Annotated in this window: 17 protein-coding genes; 7 read left to right on the top strand and 10 right to left on the bottom strand. The window is 59.9% G+C overall.

The features are described 5' to 3' along the window. Positions 1-30 precede the first annotated feature (30 nt). The 4 genes from JJ917_11615 to truB are packed head-to-tail and all read left to right on the top strand — an operon-like array spanning position 31 to position 4,642. Complete coding sequence (locus JJ917_11615) at positions 31-717, top strand: RNA-binding protein (GenBank protein MBO6699470.1); 687 nt, start codon at positions 31-33, stop codon at positions 715-717. After that, complete coding sequence (infB, locus tag JJ917_11620) at positions 714-3,284, top strand: translation initiation factor IF-2 (protein ID MBO6699471.1); 2,571 nt, start codon at positions 714-716, stop codon at positions 3,282-3,284. The genes JJ917_11615 and infB overlap by 4 nt, the downstream gene beginning before the upstream one ends. A 41-nt stretch (positions 3,285-3,325) precedes the next feature. Further along, positions 3,326-3,724, top strand: a complete 399-nt coding sequence (gene rbfA / locus JJ917_11625; GenBank protein MBO6699472.1) for a 30S ribosome-binding factor RbfA — start codon at positions 3,326-3,328, stop codon at positions 3,722-3,724. Continuing rightward, on the top strand, positions 3,725-4,642 hold the full coding sequence (gene truB / locus JJ917_11630) for a tRNA pseudouridine(55) synthase TruB (GenBank protein MBO6699473.1): 918 nt from the start codon (positions 3,725-3,727) through the stop codon (positions 4,640-4,642). It abuts the gene before it with no gap. A 4-nt stretch (positions 4,643-4,646) separates the two neighbouring features. On the opposite strand, the gene JJ917_11635 is transcribed toward truB, so the two are convergent. From JJ917_11635 to JJ917_11645, 3 genes are all read right to left on the bottom strand, one after another. Next, a complete protein-coding gene (locus JJ917_11635; protein ID MBO6699474.1) occupies positions 4,647-5,057 on the bottom strand; it encodes a hypothetical protein in 411 nt (136 codons plus the stop codon). Between the two features lie 84 nt (positions 5,058-5,141). Next, on the bottom strand, positions 5,142-5,450 hold the full coding sequence (locus tag JJ917_11640) for a hypothetical protein (GenBank protein MBO6699475.1): 309 nt from the start codon (positions 5,448-5,450) through the stop codon (positions 5,142-5,144). Between the two features lie 171 nt (positions 5,451-5,621). Then, positions 5,622-6,056, bottom strand: a complete 435-nt coding sequence (locus tag JJ917_11645) for a hypothetical protein (protein ID MBO6699476.1) — start codon at positions 6,054-6,056, stop codon at positions 5,622-5,624. Positions 6,057-6,161: 105 nt separating this feature from the next. On the opposite strand from JJ917_11645, the gene JJ917_11650 reads away from it, so the two are divergent. The 3 genes from JJ917_11650 to pnp all read left to right on the top strand — a co-directional run bounded on the left by JJ917_11650 (position 6,162) and on the right by pnp (position 9,844). After that, positions 6,162-6,926 (top strand): helix-turn-helix transcriptional regulator, encoded by a 765-nt coding sequence (locus JJ917_11650; GenBank protein MBO6699477.1) that lies wholly within the window; start codon positions 6,162-6,164, stop codon positions 6,924-6,926. A gap of 136 nt (positions 6,927-7,062) precedes the next feature. After that, complete coding sequence (rpsO, locus tag JJ917_11655) at positions 7,063-7,332, top strand: 30S ribosomal protein S15 (protein ID MBO6699478.1); 270 nt, start codon at positions 7,063-7,065, stop codon at positions 7,330-7,332. A 385-nt stretch (positions 7,333-7,717) separates the two neighbouring features. Further along, positions 7,718-9,844 carry a polyribonucleotide nucleotidyltransferase gene (pnp, locus tag JJ917_11660; GenBank protein MBO6699479.1) on the top strand — a complete coding sequence of 709 codons (2,127 nt, stop codon included), beginning with the start codon at positions 7,718-7,720 and terminating at the stop codon, positions 9,842-9,844. 149 nt (positions 9,845-9,993) lie between these two features. On the opposite strand, the gene JJ917_11665 is transcribed toward pnp, so the two are convergent. Genes JJ917_11665 through hisH form a run of 7 tightly spaced genes read right to left on the bottom strand, consistent with a single transcriptional unit; the run spans position 9,994 to position 14,341 of the window. Next, positions 9,994-10,953, bottom strand: coding sequence for a type I pantothenate kinase (locus JJ917_11665; protein MBO6699480.1), 960 nt, complete (start codon positions 10,951-10,953; stop codon positions 9,994-9,996). Positions 10,954-10,997: 44 nt separating this feature from the next. Next, a complete protein-coding gene (locus JJ917_11670; GenBank protein ID MBO6699481.1) occupies positions 10,998-11,318 on the bottom strand; it encodes a phosphoribosyl-ATP diphosphatase in 321 nt (106 codons plus the stop codon). A 3-nt stretch (positions 11,319-11,321) separates the two neighbouring features. Then, positions 11,322-12,098: an imidazole glycerol phosphate synthase subunit HisF gene (gene hisF, locus JJ917_11675; GenBank protein ID MBO6699482.1), complete on the bottom strand. Its 777-nt coding sequence runs from the start codon at positions 12,096-12,098 to the stop codon at positions 11,322-11,324. 6 nt (positions 12,099-12,104) lie between these two features. Next, complete coding sequence (locus JJ917_11680) at positions 12,105-12,599, bottom strand: YtoQ family protein (protein MBO6699483.1); 495 nt, start codon at positions 12,597-12,599, stop codon at positions 12,105-12,107. 28 nt (positions 12,600-12,627) lie between these two features. Beyond that, entirely contained in the window at positions 12,628-12,960 is a 333-nt protein-coding gene (locus JJ917_11685; protein ID MBO6699484.1) for a hypothetical protein, read from the bottom strand. Continuing rightward, positions 12,957-13,688, bottom strand: coding sequence for a 1-(5-phosphoribosyl)-5-[(5-phosphoribosylamino)methylideneamino]imidazole-4-carboxamide isomerase (gene hisA / locus JJ917_11690; protein ID MBO6699485.1), 732 nt, complete (start codon positions 13,686-13,688; stop codon positions 12,957-12,959). The genes JJ917_11685 and hisA overlap by 4 nt, the downstream gene beginning before the upstream one ends. Beyond that, positions 13,685-14,341, bottom strand: a complete 657-nt coding sequence (gene hisH, locus JJ917_11695) for an imidazole glycerol phosphate synthase subunit HisH (protein ID MBO6699486.1) — start codon at positions 14,339-14,341, stop codon at positions 13,685-13,687. Before hisH ends, hisA begins: the two co-directional genes overlap by 4 nt. Between the last annotated feature and the right edge of the window lie 2 nt (positions 14,342-14,343).

Consider the following 14,343-nt stretch of genomic DNA (forward strand, 5'->3'; position numbering starts at 1 on the left):
GGTGATGAGCACAAGGGTTCAGATCAGAGTATGGCAAACGCCAAGGCGAGCAAGACAGGCGAGGCTGCGCGCGAGCGCATGTGCATCGTCACGCGCCAACGCGCCGATGACGTTGATCTGATCCGCTTTGTGCTCGACCCCAATGGGGTCGTTGTTCCCGATGTCAAAGCCGTGTTACCGGGCCGTGGCGCCTGGGTGACGGCACGGCGCGATGTGTTGGCGCAGGCGGTCAAACGCAAAGCGTTTTCGCGTGCGCTGAAATCGGACGTGGCGCCCGGCGGACTTGATGATATTATTGAGCGGACGAACCATGTGCTGCATCAGCAAGCGCGTGGGTCCTTGGCGCTGGCGCGCAAGGCGGGGCTCGTCGTCAATGGCTTTGCGAAAGTCGAAAGCGCGCTGAAAAGCGGCAAGGCCCATGCTTTGCTGCACGCAACCGACGCGGGCGCCGATGGCGTGATGAAATTGGACCGGCTTGCAGGCCATGTGGGCGTGCCGGTTTTACGTGTTTTACCACACGGCGAAATGGGTTTGGCATTAGGGCTGGAACATGTGATACATGCGGCCCTTCTAGACGGTCCGGGTGCTGCGCGGTTTCTCGCCCCCTTACGGCGGCTTGAAGCCTATGGCTATGGCAGCGATGTGCCAGGCAACAGCATTGATGGATCAACGCAGCGGGCGGAAGGCTCGGTGCTGGGAGACAAGACGGCAGTATGAGTGATCAAGACACAACCGACGAAAAAGGCGCACGCGAACCGGCAAGCGGGAAGCGTACCCTGTCGCTGAAACCCTCAACGGGTACCGTGCGGCAGAGCTTTTCCCATGGCCGATCCAATTCGGTCGTGGTCGAGAAGCGCAAACGCCGGATCGTTATGCCAGGCGATAGCCCGGCACCCAGCGAATCCACGGCCGAGGCAGCCAAGCCAACGCCGAAGGTGGTGACGCAGACCAAACGCCGGGTGATCAAGCCCGGCGCGGCAAGTGGCACGTCCAAGCCTGCAGCAGAGACCGCGCGTAGCGCGACCAATGCTGAGCAGGAAGCACGCCTCAATGCCCTGAAGCAGGCACAGCAGCGCGAGATCGAAGAGGCCAAGGCTGCAGCCGAAGAGGCCAAGCGCCGCGCTGAAGAAGACGCGCGCCTGAAGAAGGAAGCTGAGGAAGAGGCGGCGCGCCTTGCCGAGGAAGCCAAATTGGCTGCCGAGGCTGAGGCCCGCAAGCCGAAGGTGAAAGAAAAGCCGGTCGTTGAAGACGAGCCGGTTGCTGTCGCTGCGCCCAAGCGCGGCGCGCCCGACGAGGCTGCGCCCTCTCGCGGTCGCGGCGGCGATTCGCGCAAACGCGCCGAAACACCGACGCCGGCCAGACCGACACCGCGAACTGATGAACGTCGTCGTTCGAAGCTCACAATCACGCGTGCGCTCAATGATGATGGCAATCAGCGCGGTCGTTCGATGGCCGCCATGCGCCGTCGTCAGGAGAAAGCCCGTCGTGGCCAGCAGCCGACCGGTCCGCGCGAAAAAGTGTTGCGTGAGGTCACCATTCCGGACGCGATCACCATTCAGGAGCTGGCCAACCGTATGGCTGAGCGCTCCGTGGACGTGATCAAGGTTTTGATGACGCAGGGCCAGATGCTGACGGTGAACGATGTCATCGACGCTGACACCGCCCAGCTGATCGCCGAGGAACTTGGTCATACCGTCAAACGCGTCTCCGAGGCTGACGTGGAAGAAGGTCTCTTCTCCACCGAAACCACGGACGATGACGAAGGCGCATCGCCGCGTCCGCCGGTCGTGACCATTATGGGTCACGTCGATCACGGTAAGACGTCGCTGCTTGATGCGATCCGTAACGCCAATGTCGTGCAAGGCGAGGCCGGTGGTATCACCCAGCATATTGGTGCCTATCAGGTGGAAAAGAACGGCCAGCAGATTTCGTTCATCGATACGCCCGGCCACGAAGCCTTCACTTCGATGCGCGCGCGCGGAGCCAAGGCCACTGACATCGTGATCCTCGTGGTCGCAGCCGACGATAGCGTCATGCCGACAACGGTTGAGGCGATCAATCATACCCGCGCCGGTGAGGTGCCGATGATTGTGGCCATCAACAAGATGGATAAGCCTGAAGCCGATCCAAACCGCGTGCGTACAGATTTGCTTCGTTACGAAGTTCAGGTTGAAGGCATGGGCGGTGAGGTCCAGGACGTGGAAGTGTCCGCGACCACCGGCCAGGGTCTCGACAGTCTGCTCGATGCCATCCTCCTTCAGGCAGAAATCATGGAGCTGAAGGCGAACCCGGATCGGGCCGCCGAAGGCGTGGTAATCGAAGCGCAGCTCGACAAGGGGCGTGGCCCAGTTGCCACCGTGCTTGTGCAGCGCGGAACCCTGCGAAAAGGCGACATTCTGGTCGCCGGTGGCGCTTGGGCGCGTGTGCGCGCCCTAATCAACGATCATGGCGAGCAGGTTGATGAAGCTGGTCCATCCGCGCCAGTTGAGGTGCTCGGCTTCCAGGACACACCATCAGCGGGCGATCCCTTTGCCGTTGTGGAAACCGAGGCTCGCGCGCGTGAAATCACCGAATACCGTCAGCGTCAGATCCGCGAGAAGACCGCCACCAACCTTGGTATGGCGCGTGGCTCGCTTGAGCAGATGATGACGCGCTTGCAGGAATCGAACCTTAAAGAGTTCCCGATTCTGGTCAAAGGCGATGTCCAGGGCTCGGTTGAGGCCATCGCGCAAGCCGTTGAAAAGATTGGTAATGAAGAGGTTGCCGCTCGTGTTATCCACGCTGCCCCCGGTGGCGTGACCGAGAGCGATATCGCGCTCGCTGCGGCCTCCGAGGCGCCGATCATCGCGTTCAACGTGCGTGCCAACAAGCAGGCCCGTGACACCGCGCAGGCCGAAGGCATCGAGATTCGCTACTACAACATCATCTACGATCTGGTGGATGACATCAAAGCCGCCATGGAAGGTTTGCTTTCGCCAGAACGCCGCGAGACGATGCTTGGCAATGCCGAGATTTTGGAGGTGTTCAACATCACCAAGGTCGGCAAGGTGGCCGGTTGTACGGTGACCGATGGCAAGGTGGAGCGCGGCTCCGGCGTGCGCCTGATCCGCGATTCGGTGGTGATCCACGAAGGCAAGCTGAAAACGCTCAAGCGCTTCAAGGACGAAGTGCCGGAAGTCAGCGCTGGCCAGGAATGCGGTATGGCGTTTGAGAACTACGAAGACATTCGCAAAGGCGATGTGATCGAGTGCTTCCGTGTCGAAGAGGTCGCACGCAAGCTCTAAGCGCGCGCCCTCTCCCGGCGTTTCTTCACGAAGGTTTTTCGATGAACCCTCCCTCTCAACGGCAATTGCGGGTTGGTGAGCTGGTCCGGCACGCGCTGTCGGATGTGCTGACGCGCGGCGATGTGCACGGGCTCGATCTTGGCGGCACGCTGGTTTCAGTGTCCGAGGTTCGCATGTCGCCGGACCTCAAGATCGCGACATGCTTCGTTACGCCCATCGGGCCAGGCGATCCGAAGGACCTGACCAAGAAGCTCGCCGGCGGCGCGCGCGACATGCGCATGCAGATCGGTCGCCAGCTCAATTTGCGCTTCACGCCGACCTTGAGGTTCAAGCCCGACACGTCGTTCGACAGCTATGGGAAGATTGACGCTATCCTACGCTCGCCTGAGGTTGCCCGCGACACCGATCCTCACCGGGGACGGGATGAGGACGAGAGTTAAGTGGGCAGACGGAAGAAAGGCCGGAAGGTTTCCGGTTGGATCATCCTCGATAAGCCGGTTGGCGTGACCTCAACCCATGCTGTGAGCCGGGTGAGGCGCCTGTTTGATGCGCAGAAGGCTGGTCATGCCGGCACCCTTGATCCTCTGGCCTCCGGTGTCCTTCCTCTTGCGTTAGGGGAAGCGACTAAAACGGTTCCTTATGTCATGGATGGCAAAAAGCGGTATCTCTTTACCGTGCGCTGGGGCATTGAAACCTCCACCGACGACACAGAGGGTGAGCCGGTCGCGACCAGCGATGTTCGACCTGACGAAGAGGCCATTCTGTCTGTGCTTCGGCAGTTCGTCGGCACAATTGAACAAGTTCCGCCGGCTTTTTCAGCCAAGAAGGTGGATGGTGAGCGCGCCTATGATCTGGCGCGCGATGGCGAGGTGGTTGAGCTGGAACCGAGTACGGTTACCATTCACGATCTGGCTTATCTTGGATCGCCGGACGAGGACCGCGCGCTTTTTGAAGCCCATTGCGGCAAAGGCACCTATGTGCGCGCCATCGCCCGCGACCTTGGCCGGGTGCTCGGGACACGCGGACATGTGACGAGCTTGCGGCGTACCCAGGTCGGGCCGTTCGATGAGCATGGCACGGTGACGCTCGACCAGCTTGAAGCGATGGAAGCCCCCGAAGACCGCGATGCGTTCCTCACACCCATGGCCAACGCCCTGGGCGATCTGCATGAAATTCAGGTGGTTTCAGGCGATGCGGCCAAACTACGCCGCGGGATGAGCCTGCTTGTCCGCGGTCCAACGGCCCCTGCCCATGGCGAGGAAGCCTATGCCATGGATGGTGATGAGCTGATCGCCATCGGCGTCATCGACTATGGCAAGTTCCTGCCCAAACGGGTGATCGTGCCAGCCGAAGGATAAAACCCTATCCCTTGGCGAGGTGGGGAAACCGCTCGGCTAGCCTAGCGCGAAGATCAGCCTGAGGATCGACCGGTCTATCCGGTTTGGAACTGGTCCTGTTTCCCTCGGCAAAACCGATCACTTTGATACCCAATGCGTTTTGGGACCGCCGCACCACCACACAGCGATACTCACCCGGTTCGCCGGGGAGTCGCAGTGAAAACTCATTGGGAATCAACGCCGTATTTTCAGCTTTGAGCAGAAAACCCGCGCGCGATCGATTGCGCACCACCACGTCAAAAGTGGACATGCGATTGTCGAGGATAACGGTACCGCTGGCGAACGTGCGGCGACGCTGATCGACGCGCCGGTCAGTCGCCTGATCCATGGGTGCGTCGTCGGTAGTTGGCGCGTTGGCCGCAGCAGCAGCGTGCATCTCTGATGGCCCGGTGGCGGTTGAACAAGGGCATATGATTAGCTCGACAATCTTTATCGGGACTTAAACGACCGCCTGTTGCCCCTACTTGGCACCAAGAATCGCTATCACGTCGCCAGGCACATCATAACTGCGGAACACCGCGTGCTGGTCGCGCAGACCGCATAGCTCGCGCTGGATCAGATAGGCGTAGACGGCCTCGGCAGCCGCGCGGCGAGCGTTTTCACGATCCTCGCCGGTGCTTTGACGCAGGGCTGCCAGCGTCTCTTCAACCCGCGTGCCCGCACGACCCAGCGCAGCAGCCTTTTCCTCAAGTATTTCAACGTTGAGGGCTGTGTCGACGTTCGCCTGTTCTAACTGGCGAGCATAGGCGCGGGGCGGTTGGAGGGACATCGATAATCCTGATTGATCTGTCCTCTTCAATATGGACAAACCAATCGCCGATGGAAGGCCCCAAACATCGGCCACCCGTTGGTTAGCGCAACTGATCTCACCTGGAGCCACATTTGGATCGCCAACGCACATGGTCGTGGTTGCCCAAATACCCGACTTTCCCGGCCACGATTAGCTTTGGGCTGGCCGCCAAAGCGGGCCAATCAAGAGGATCAAAAAAGCAATGTTGAAGACGGCGTTCGGCGTCGTACCGGAGAGAACTGAGCCGAGACTGTCCAAGACGAACCAGCCGAGAAGGCTGAACACAACCGACTTGCGGACGCCTTCTGGCGCGACATCATAAACCCAGGCGCGTAGAGCCCAAATCATCACGCCCCAGCCGAACAAGACGCCGCCCGTAATCGCGGACAAAAACCGCATCTCCTGTGGCTGATAGGTGATGGACCCATCCAGTGGCCAGCTCAGAAGATCCAACGCCCAGCGTGCCGGTTCAGACATTTCGGGCCGTGATGCCAGTGCCGCGAACGGCCCAAAGGCTGCGATACCGATCGCCGTCACCAAGAGCCAGTTTTTGTGAAAGGATTGTGTTGCAAGACGCGATGCCATCGAAACCTCCTATACGTGGATGGAGGCTCCTAGGCCTGGAGAGGTCATCGCAGCAATTACCTTGCAGGTAACTGACACCCTTCGATCCCGGCTCTAAAGTGGGCCATGGACATCAATCCAACCTCCTTTCCTGAAACACTGAAAGCCTGGCGCAAGACCAAACGGTTCAGCCAGCTTGATTTGGCCATGGAGGCGGATGTCTCATCACGACATATTTCCTTTCTGGAGACGGGCCGCGCCAAGCCGAGCCGCGAGATGATTGGGCGCCTTGGCGAAGCGATGCAACTGCCGCTGTCTGCGCGCAATCAAATGCTGGCACATGCTGGTTTTGCGCCGCGTTATTCGGCCCGGCAATGGGACGATGCAGCGCTGGAACCGATGCGGGCTGCCGTCGATTACATGTTGGCGCGCCACGCTCCCTATCCCGCACTTACTATTGACGGCCTTTGGCGCGTGCTAAAAATGAACGAACCCGCGCGTACACTGTTTGGCATCATCAATGTGCAGGAAGGCGACAGCTTGCTTGATTTGATGCTGGGTGACGTGCTCCCGGCGATGATCGATAACTGGTCAGAAGTGGCCTACCACAGCGCGCAGCGATTGCGGACGGAGAGCGTCGCACAGGGCGGTGTGTCAGAACTGGATCGCGCTGCCAACCTCTTGGCGCTCGTCCCACAGCCAGACGAACTGCCCATGCAGCCTGTTGTACCCACCAGGTTTCGTATCGGCGATCGGAGGCTTAGCCTCTTTACGACTCTGGCGCAGTTCGGCACACCTGAAGATCTGACGCTGGATGACCTAAAGATCGAGTTTTACTTCCCGGCCGATGGGGAGACAGCAGAGGCTCTGAAAGCCATGTCCGGGGTTTGACCGGCTGCCTCTTCCAATTGCAGCCAAAACGCTCTATAGCCCCGTCAACTCTAGCAAAAGGCTAGGTGTTGATGACCTGCACTGGACGACATCCCGGGCAGGCCGGATTTTTCCCCTCAGTTTAAGGAGTAACCCGATGTCGATTACGCTTGAGCGCAAAGCTGAGCTCATCAAAGAGTATGGCACCAAAGACGGCGACACCGGTTCGCCCGAAGTCCAGGTCGCCATTCTGACCGAACGGATCAACAATCTGACCGGTCACTTCAAAACCCACGGCAAAGACAATCACTCCCGCCGCGGCCTTCTGAAAATGGTTAGCCAGCGCCGTAAACTGCTGGACTATGTCAAAAGTGGCGATGACGCCCGCTACCGCTCGCTGATCGAGCGCCTGGGCATCCGTCGCTAAGTACGCATAAAGCGCGCCTGGAGCTTCTCGGCGCGCTTTTGTTCTTCGCCGGTATAGGAACCGCGAAGGCCACCTTAACCCGCCAAACCCTGTATCTCGTTCGGTCACTGGCAGGATTGCCGAGCATTGGACCCAACCTTGGGAAACCTTTTGTGGGAAGCCCCTTTTGGGCGTTGCCAATGGTCCGTCGTCTTGCTGATGGCTCAAGAGCAACAGATTGGCGCAGACGGTATTCACACGCCCTGCGAGGCACCTGCCGGTGCTCGCCGTGCGTGCGGCCTTCGCATTCTTGTCGCCGGTTCTACCCGGGTCGGATCCATGGGGGATCAGACCGTTAGACCGGGGCGCGCTCCAAAGGGATCCGCGCCCGACATAAGGAACGAGAATGTTCAATCATCATAAAATCAGCCTCGACTGGGGCGGGCGCGAACTGACGCTGGAATCGGGCAAGGTTGCCCGCCAGGCCGACGGCGCCGTTATCGCCACCTATGGCGAAACCACCGTGATCGCCACTGTCGTGTCGGCGCACGCACCCAAGCCGGGCCTGGATTTCTTCCCGCTGACGGTGAACTACCAAGAAAAATTCTACGCGTCGGGCCGCATTCCAGGTGGCTTCTTCAAGCGTGAAGGTCGTCCGACCGAAAAAGAGACCCTCACCTCACGCCTCATCGACCGTCCGATCCGCCCGCTGTTCGTCGATGGCTACAAGCACGACACCCAGGTGATCTGTACCTGCATGTCCTACGACATGGAAAATGACCCCGATATGGTGGCGATGGTCGCTGCTTCGGCTGCCCTGACGCTGTCGGGTGTGCCGTTCATGGGCCCGATCGGTGGCGCCCGTGTTGGTCGTATCGATGGTGAGTATGTGCTCAACCCGCTGGTCGACCAGATGGAAGATTCTGAGCTCGATCTCGTCGTCGCCGGCACCAATGATGCCGTGCTGATGGTGGAATCCGAAGCCAAGGAATTGCCTGAAGACGTGATGCTCGGTGCGGTGATGTTCGGCCACAGAGGCTTCCAGCCGGTGATCGATGCGATCATCCAGCTGGCCGAAAAATGCGCCAAAGAACCCCGCGACTTCCAGCCGGAAGACCTGTCAGAGCTCTATGATGCGGTCAACGGTATGGTCGGCGACGATCTGGCCGAGGCCTACAAGATCACGACCAAGATGGAACGCCAGGACGCGGTCGGCAAAGCGCGCGACAAAGTCATGGCCACCTTCTTTCCAGAAGGCGCGGACAATCCAGCCTGGACCGAAACACAGGTCAAAACCGTCTTCAAAAAGGTTGAAGCTGCCACGGTGCGCGGCAACATCTTGAAGACCAAGAGCCGCATCGATGGTCGCGACCTCGTCACCGTACGTCAGATCGAAAGCGAAGTCGGCGTGCTGCCCCGCACGCACGGCTCAGCGCTGTTCACCCGCGGTGAAACGCAGGCGATCGTTGTTGCCACGCTCGGCACGGGCGATGATGAGCAGATGATCGACGGGCTGGAAGGTCTCTCCTTCGAGAACTTCATGCTGCACTACAATTTCCCGCCCTTCTCGGTTGGTGAAACTGGCCGCACCGGCTCGCCTGGCCGCCGCGAAGTGGGCCACGGTAAGCTTGCCTGGCGCGCGGTTCATCCGATGCTGCCAGCCAAGACGGAATTTCCGTACACGCTGCGTGTTGTCTCCGAGATTACCGAATCCAACGGCTCCTCCTCAATGGCCACCGTCTGCGGCACTTCACTTGCGCTGATGGATGCTGGTGTTCCATTGAAGGCGCCGGTTGCCGGCATTGCCATGGGCCTCATCAAGGAGGGCGATGAGTTCGCTGTTCTTTCCGATATTCTTGGTGATGAGGATCACCTCGGCGACATGGACTTCAAGGTCGCCGGTTCGGAAAACGGCATCACGTCCCTGCAGATGGACATCAAGATCACTGGCATCAACGAAGAGATCATGCAGATCGCTTTGGATCAGGCCAAAGGTGGCCGTCTGCACATTCTTGGCGAGATGGCCAAAGCTCTGGGTGAAGCGCGCGCTGAGCTGGGCGAATTTGCCCCGCGCATCGAGCAGCTTTCGATCCCGACCGACAAGATCCGTGATGTGATCGGTTCCGGCGGTAAGGTGATCCGTGAGATCGTCGAAAAGACTGGTGCGAAGATCAACATCGAAGATGATGGCACCGTGAAAGTCGCCTCCGCAGACGGCAAGTCGATTGAGGCTGCGATCAAATGGATCAAGTCGATCACCGATGATCCTGAAGAAGGTGCGATCTATCAGGGCACCGTTGTGAAGACCGTGGACTTTGGCGCGTTCGTCAATTTCTTCGGCCCGAAAGACGGCCTGGTGCACATTTCGCAGTTGGCGCCTGAGCGCGTGAAGCAGACCACCGATATCGTCAAAGAAGGCGACAAGGTGTGGGTGAAGCTTCTCGGCTTCGACGATCGCGGCAAGGTGCGCCTTGGCATGAAGATGGTCGATCAGGAAACCGGTGAGGAAATCACCGAGGAAGCTGCTGAGTAGGCTGCTGTTCCATTCCCGATAAACCAAAGGGCGCCGAGACATTGTCTCCGGCGCCCTTTTTTGTTGCCATATGCCGCATCGCGCTGGGCCATAGGCCCGACCGCTGCAGCGCGAGTGGCAAATATCGCTCTGTGCCTTCAGCACAAGCGCTAAACCTTCCTTAGGTCCACGCGTTCGATCATGTGGTCCTCGCCCTTGGTCAGCACGAGGTCGGCGCGGGCGCGGGTGGGGCGGACATTGTCGCGCAGGTTCGGCAAGTTGATGCCGTTCCAAATGTGGGTCGCGGTGGCGACCGCCTCATCATCTTTCAGCTTCGAGTAGCGATGGAAGTAGCTTTGTGGGTCAGCAAAGGCCGTCTCGCGCAAGCGCATGAAACGGCGGATGTACCAGGTGCGCAACGTGTCTTCTGCAGCGTCGATATAGACCGAAAAATCAAAGAAATCAGAAACGAACGGCACCGCGCGGTCAGCTTCGGACGGTGATGGCTGACGCGCCTGAAGAACGTTCAGGCCCTCGACAATCAAGATATCCGGTTGGTCAACCGACACGGTCTCACCCTGCAGAACGTCATAGGTGAGATGCGAATAGACTGGGGCCTCAACATGCTCGTGCCCAGCCTTTACCTCGCTCAAGAAACTGAGCAACGCCTTGACGTCATAGCTTTCAGGGAAGCCCTTGCGGTTCATCAGGCCCTCGGATTCCAGCACCGCGTTGGGAAGCAGAAACCCGTCGGTCGTGATGAGATCGACCTTCGGCGTGTTCGGCCAGCGGCTGAGCAGCGCCTGCAGCACGCGGCTGGTGGTTGATTTGCCGACAGCAACGGAGCCCGCAACGCCGATCACGAACGGAACTTTGTTGCCGTTGGACCCCAAGAACCGTTTGGTCGCTTTGAAGAGCTGCTGCGTTGCCGCGACATACATGGCGAGCAGACGCGACAGCGGCAGGTAGATCGCCTCGACCTCTTCGATCGAGAGGCGATCGTTCAGCGAGCGCAGCCGGTCGATCTCTTCGGCGCCGAGCACCATCGGCTCGCCTTCGCGTAGCGCGGCCCATTCCTCGCGGGTGAAACTGCGATAGGGAGAAAGATCGGAACGGTTCAATTGATCCATGGCGACCCGCCTTTTCGATGCGCGGCTCGGCACACGTGGGCGCACTATGCGCCGCGCGCGGCCTTTTCCGCCAGACCGGACTGTCCCGTACGGCGGGCCAGCTCGGCGAGCACGGTGTTGAGCGGAATATCGGCCAGATGCAAGACCACAAGCAAATGGTAGAGGACGTCGGCGGCCTCCTTGGTAAGCTCCTCGGTATCGCCTTCCAATGCGGCGACGATGGATTCCACCGCCTCTTCGCCCAGCTTGCGAGCGGCCTTGGGCATGCCTGCCTGAACCAGCGAGGCTGTGTAGCTCTCATCGGCGGGTGCCTTGGCACGTTCGGCCAAGATCGCTTCCAGGTCGGATAGGGTGAACTCAGCCATCGATCACGCCGGACGCATTGGTATGCCGGCCTGCACCATGTGGTCCTTGACCTCACCGATGGAGTAGGTGCCGAAGTGAAACACCGAGGCGGCCAGCACTGCGGTTGCGTGACCCTCGCGCACGCCCTCAACAAAATGATCCAGGGTGCCTACGCCGCCCGAGGCGATCACCGGAACCGTCACGGCATCGGCGATGGCGCGAGTAAGTGGCAGGTCGAAGCCAGCCTTGGTGCCGTCGCGGTCCATGGATGTGAGCAGGATTTCGCCGGCGCCGAGCGCCACGACCTCCTTAGCGTATTCAACCGCATCGATGCCCGTCGGCTTGCGCCCGCCATGGGTGAAGATTTCAAACCAGGTTGATCCGTCCTCGCGCACCGACTGTTTGGCGTCGATGGCCACCACGATGCATTGCGCGCCGAACTTTTCCGCCGCCCGGCGCACGAAATCGCGGTCGTGCACAGCCGCGGTGTTGATCGACACCTTGTCGGCACCGGCCACCAGCAGATTGCGAATATCATCCAGCGTGCGCACGCCGCCGCCGACCGTGACAGGCATGAAGCAATGCTCGGCGGTTTCACGGACCACATCGAGGATGATGCCGCGGTTTTCGTGGCTAGCGGTGATGTCGAGGAAGCAGAGCTCGTCCGCACCTGCTTCATCGTATGCCTTTGCGGCTTCCACTGGATCGCCAGCATCGACCAGATCGACGAAGTTCACGCCCTTGACGACGCGACCGTCCTTGACGTCGAGGCATGGGATGACGCGGGGTTTGAGCGACATTTGACGTTACTCAGCGGCCTGAGCGGCGGTGGCGCCCGGCAGTGACCCGGTGATTACATAGGCCAAAGTCTCAGCCACCTGGCGCGGCTCGCGGGCGACCGCCAGCGCCGCTGCGTCCACTTCCTTCAGTGCGTGGTCATGTTCTGGGCGCTGTAAAACAATCATCGGCTTGCCGAGCGCTGCGGCGTAGCCGGCGTCGAACGCGGCGTTCCATTGCCGGTATTTTTCGCCAAACCGAACGACGACAATGTCCGCATCGCCAATCAAGGTGCGGGTGCGAATGCCGTTCATCATCGCGCCCTTGTGGTCGTGCCAGTATTTGTCGGATTCAGCGCCGAGGATTTCCACGCCGCAATCATCGCTCGCCTCATGATTGGTCACCGGCGCGGAAAAGCGCACCGGAAGACCAGCGGCGGTCGTCGCCCGCTCGATCTCTTCGCGCCAATCAGTGTGAATCTCGCCGGAAAGATAAACGTTCCAGATTTTCTCATCAGATTTCATGAACTTACCCTTTTATTACGGCGCGGGTTCAAGCGTTCTCGCTGCGCTTTTTGGTGATCACATAGGTGATGGCCAACCCGACCAGTGTGACGATGGCCATGGGCACCGATATCAGCGCCCAACGGATCATGCCCATGAGCGATTGGGCGAAGCTTTCCAGAAAAGCGTTGGGTCGCGCACAGGCTCCGAGTTGCGGGAAGTCGATCACGCACCCGAGGGCGCGGGCGATCAGCTCTCCGAAAAAGGCGCCGACCAGGGGAAACAGGCCGATGATCAGCACCAGCCCGATCGACCAGCGCCACGCCCATTTTTTGGCGTCTTGTTCACTAACGCGCTCTTTGGAGCGCATACGCATGCTCATCGTGCAGCCTCCAGGATATTTAGCGCCTCAACGGCGTCGATCCTGCCATCATAGAGCGCTCGGCCGGAAATAGCACCTTCCAGAATGGCCGCATCGGGCGCCGTCATGCGCCTAATGTCATCCAGCGAGGCCAGACCGCCCGACGCGATCACCGGGATGGAGACCGCCTTTGCGAGATCGATCGTGGAATCCCAGTTGATGCCCGTCAGCACCCCATCACGATCAATGTCGGTGTAAACGATGGCCGCGACGCCGGCATCTTCGAAGGCTTTGGCCAGATCAACAGCGAGCATGTCGGAGGTTTCTGCCCAGCCCTCGACGGCGACTTTGCCGCCGCGAGCATCAATGCCGACGACAATCTTACCAGGATGGCGTTTTGCCGCTTCTCGGACCAAATCTGGATCGCGCACAGCGATGGTACCAAGGATAACCCGCGCGATACCCTTGTCCAGCCAACCATCAATGGCCGTGTGATCGCGAATGCCACCGCCAAGCTGAACCGGCATGCGTACATTTTTCAGGATGCTCTCGACGGCAGAGCTGTTTTGGCTCTGGCCGGCAAAGGCGCCGTTGAGATCAACAACGTGCAGGTAGGAAAAGCCCATGCGCTCAAAGTCAGCCGCCTGGGCGCCTGGATCGGTGTTGTAGACGGTGGCATCGTCCATTTCGCCTTTTTTCAAGCGAACGCAGACACCGTCTTTCAGGTCGATGGCGGGGAAGAGGATCACGGCGTCCACCTCAAAAAGTTGCCGATGAGCGCAAGGCCGAGGGTCTGGCTTTTTTCGGGGTGAAACTGTGTGCCAACCAGATTGTCGCGGCCAACGATGGCCGTCACCGGACCACCATAATCGGTGCGGGCAATCACGTTGGCTTCGTTCTTAGCTTGCAGGTGGTAGGAATGAACGAAGTAGGCGTGCAGGCCATCATCGCCGGTCGCAATACCCTCTAGGATCGGATGCTTGCTGACCGCCGCCAAAACATTCCATCCCATGTGCGGGATTTTGAGGTTTGGGTTGTTCGGCTTGATGGCAACGACGTCCCCGGCGATCCAATCGAAGCCGGGCGTCACGCCGTGCTCCAAGCCGCGTGAGGCCATCAGCTGCATGCCAACGCAAATGCCAAGAAAAGGCGCACCGCGCTTCGTGACCGCGTGAAAAAGGGCATCGCGCATGCCTTCAACCGCGCTCAAACCGGCTGCGCAGTCGGCAAACGCGCCAACGCCCGGCAGCACCACACGATCGGCGGACCGCACCAGCTCCGGGTCGGAGGTGACATGCACCGTCGCCGCAAGACCTTGCTCGCGCACGACGCGCTCAAAGGCTTTGCTGGCCGAGCGCAGATTGCCCGAGCCATAGTCGATGATGGCAATCGATTCGGTCATGA

This window comes from Hyphomicrobiales bacterium (assembly GCA_017642935.1).
GTDB lineage: Bacteria > Pseudomonadota > Alphaproteobacteria > Rhizobiales > MH13 > MH13.

Bases quoted from the DNA above. Each gene is read 5' to 3' on its own strand.
- JJ917_11635 (MBO6699474.1), bottom strand. From the start codon at position 5,057: ATGCACGCTGCTGCTGCGGCCAACGCGCCAACTACCGACGACGCACCC.
- hisF (MBO6699482.1), bottom strand. From the start codon at position 12,098: ATGTCGCTCAAACCCCGCGTCATCCCATGCCTCGACGTCAAGGACGGT.
- JJ917_11670 (MBO6699481.1), bottom strand. From the start codon at position 11,318: ATGGCTGAGTTCACCCTATCCGACCTGGAAGCGATCTTGGCCGAACGT.
- JJ917_11665 (MBO6699480.1), bottom strand. From the start codon at position 10,953: ATGGATCAATTGAACCGTTCCGATCTTTCTCCCTATCGCAGTTTCACC.
- rpsO (MBO6699478.1), top strand. From the start codon at position 7,063: ATGTCGATTACGCTTGAGCGCAAAGCTGAGCTCATCAAAGAGTATGGC.
- JJ917_11640 (MBO6699475.1), bottom strand. From the start codon at position 5,450: ATGTCCCTCCAACCGCCCCGCGCCTATGCTCGCCAGTTAGAACAGGCG.
- hisH (MBO6699486.1), bottom strand. From the start codon at position 14,341: ATGACCGAATCGATTGCCATCATCGACTATGGCTCGGGCAATCTGCGC.
- rbfA (MBO6699472.1), top strand. From the start codon at position 3,326: ATGAACCCTCCCTCTCAACGGCAATTGCGGGTTGGTGAGCTGGTCCGG.
- JJ917_11680 (MBO6699483.1), bottom strand. From the start codon at position 12,599: ATGAAATCTGATGAGAAAATCTGGAACGTTTATCTTTCCGGCGAGATT.
- infB (MBO6699471.1), top strand. From the start codon at position 714: ATGAGTGATCAAGACACAACCGACGAAAAAGGCGCACGCGAACCGGCA.
- JJ917_11615 (MBO6699470.1), top strand. From the start codon at position 31: ATGGCAAACGCCAAGGCGAGCAAGACAGGCGAGGCTGCGCGCGAGCGC.
- JJ917_11650 (MBO6699477.1), top strand. From the start codon at position 6,162: ATGGACATCAATCCAACCTCCTTTCCTGAAACACTGAAAGCCTGGCGC.
- JJ917_11645 (MBO6699476.1), bottom strand. From the start codon at position 6,056: ATGGCATCGCGTCTTGCAACACAATCCTTTCACAAAAACTGGCTCTTG.
- JJ917_11685 (MBO6699484.1), bottom strand. From the start codon at position 12,960: ATGAGCATGCGTATGCGCTCCAAAGAGCGCGTTAGTGAACAAGACGCC.
- pnp (MBO6699479.1), top strand. From the start codon at position 7,718: ATGTTCAATCATCATAAAATCAGCCTCGACTGGGGCGGGCGCGAACTG.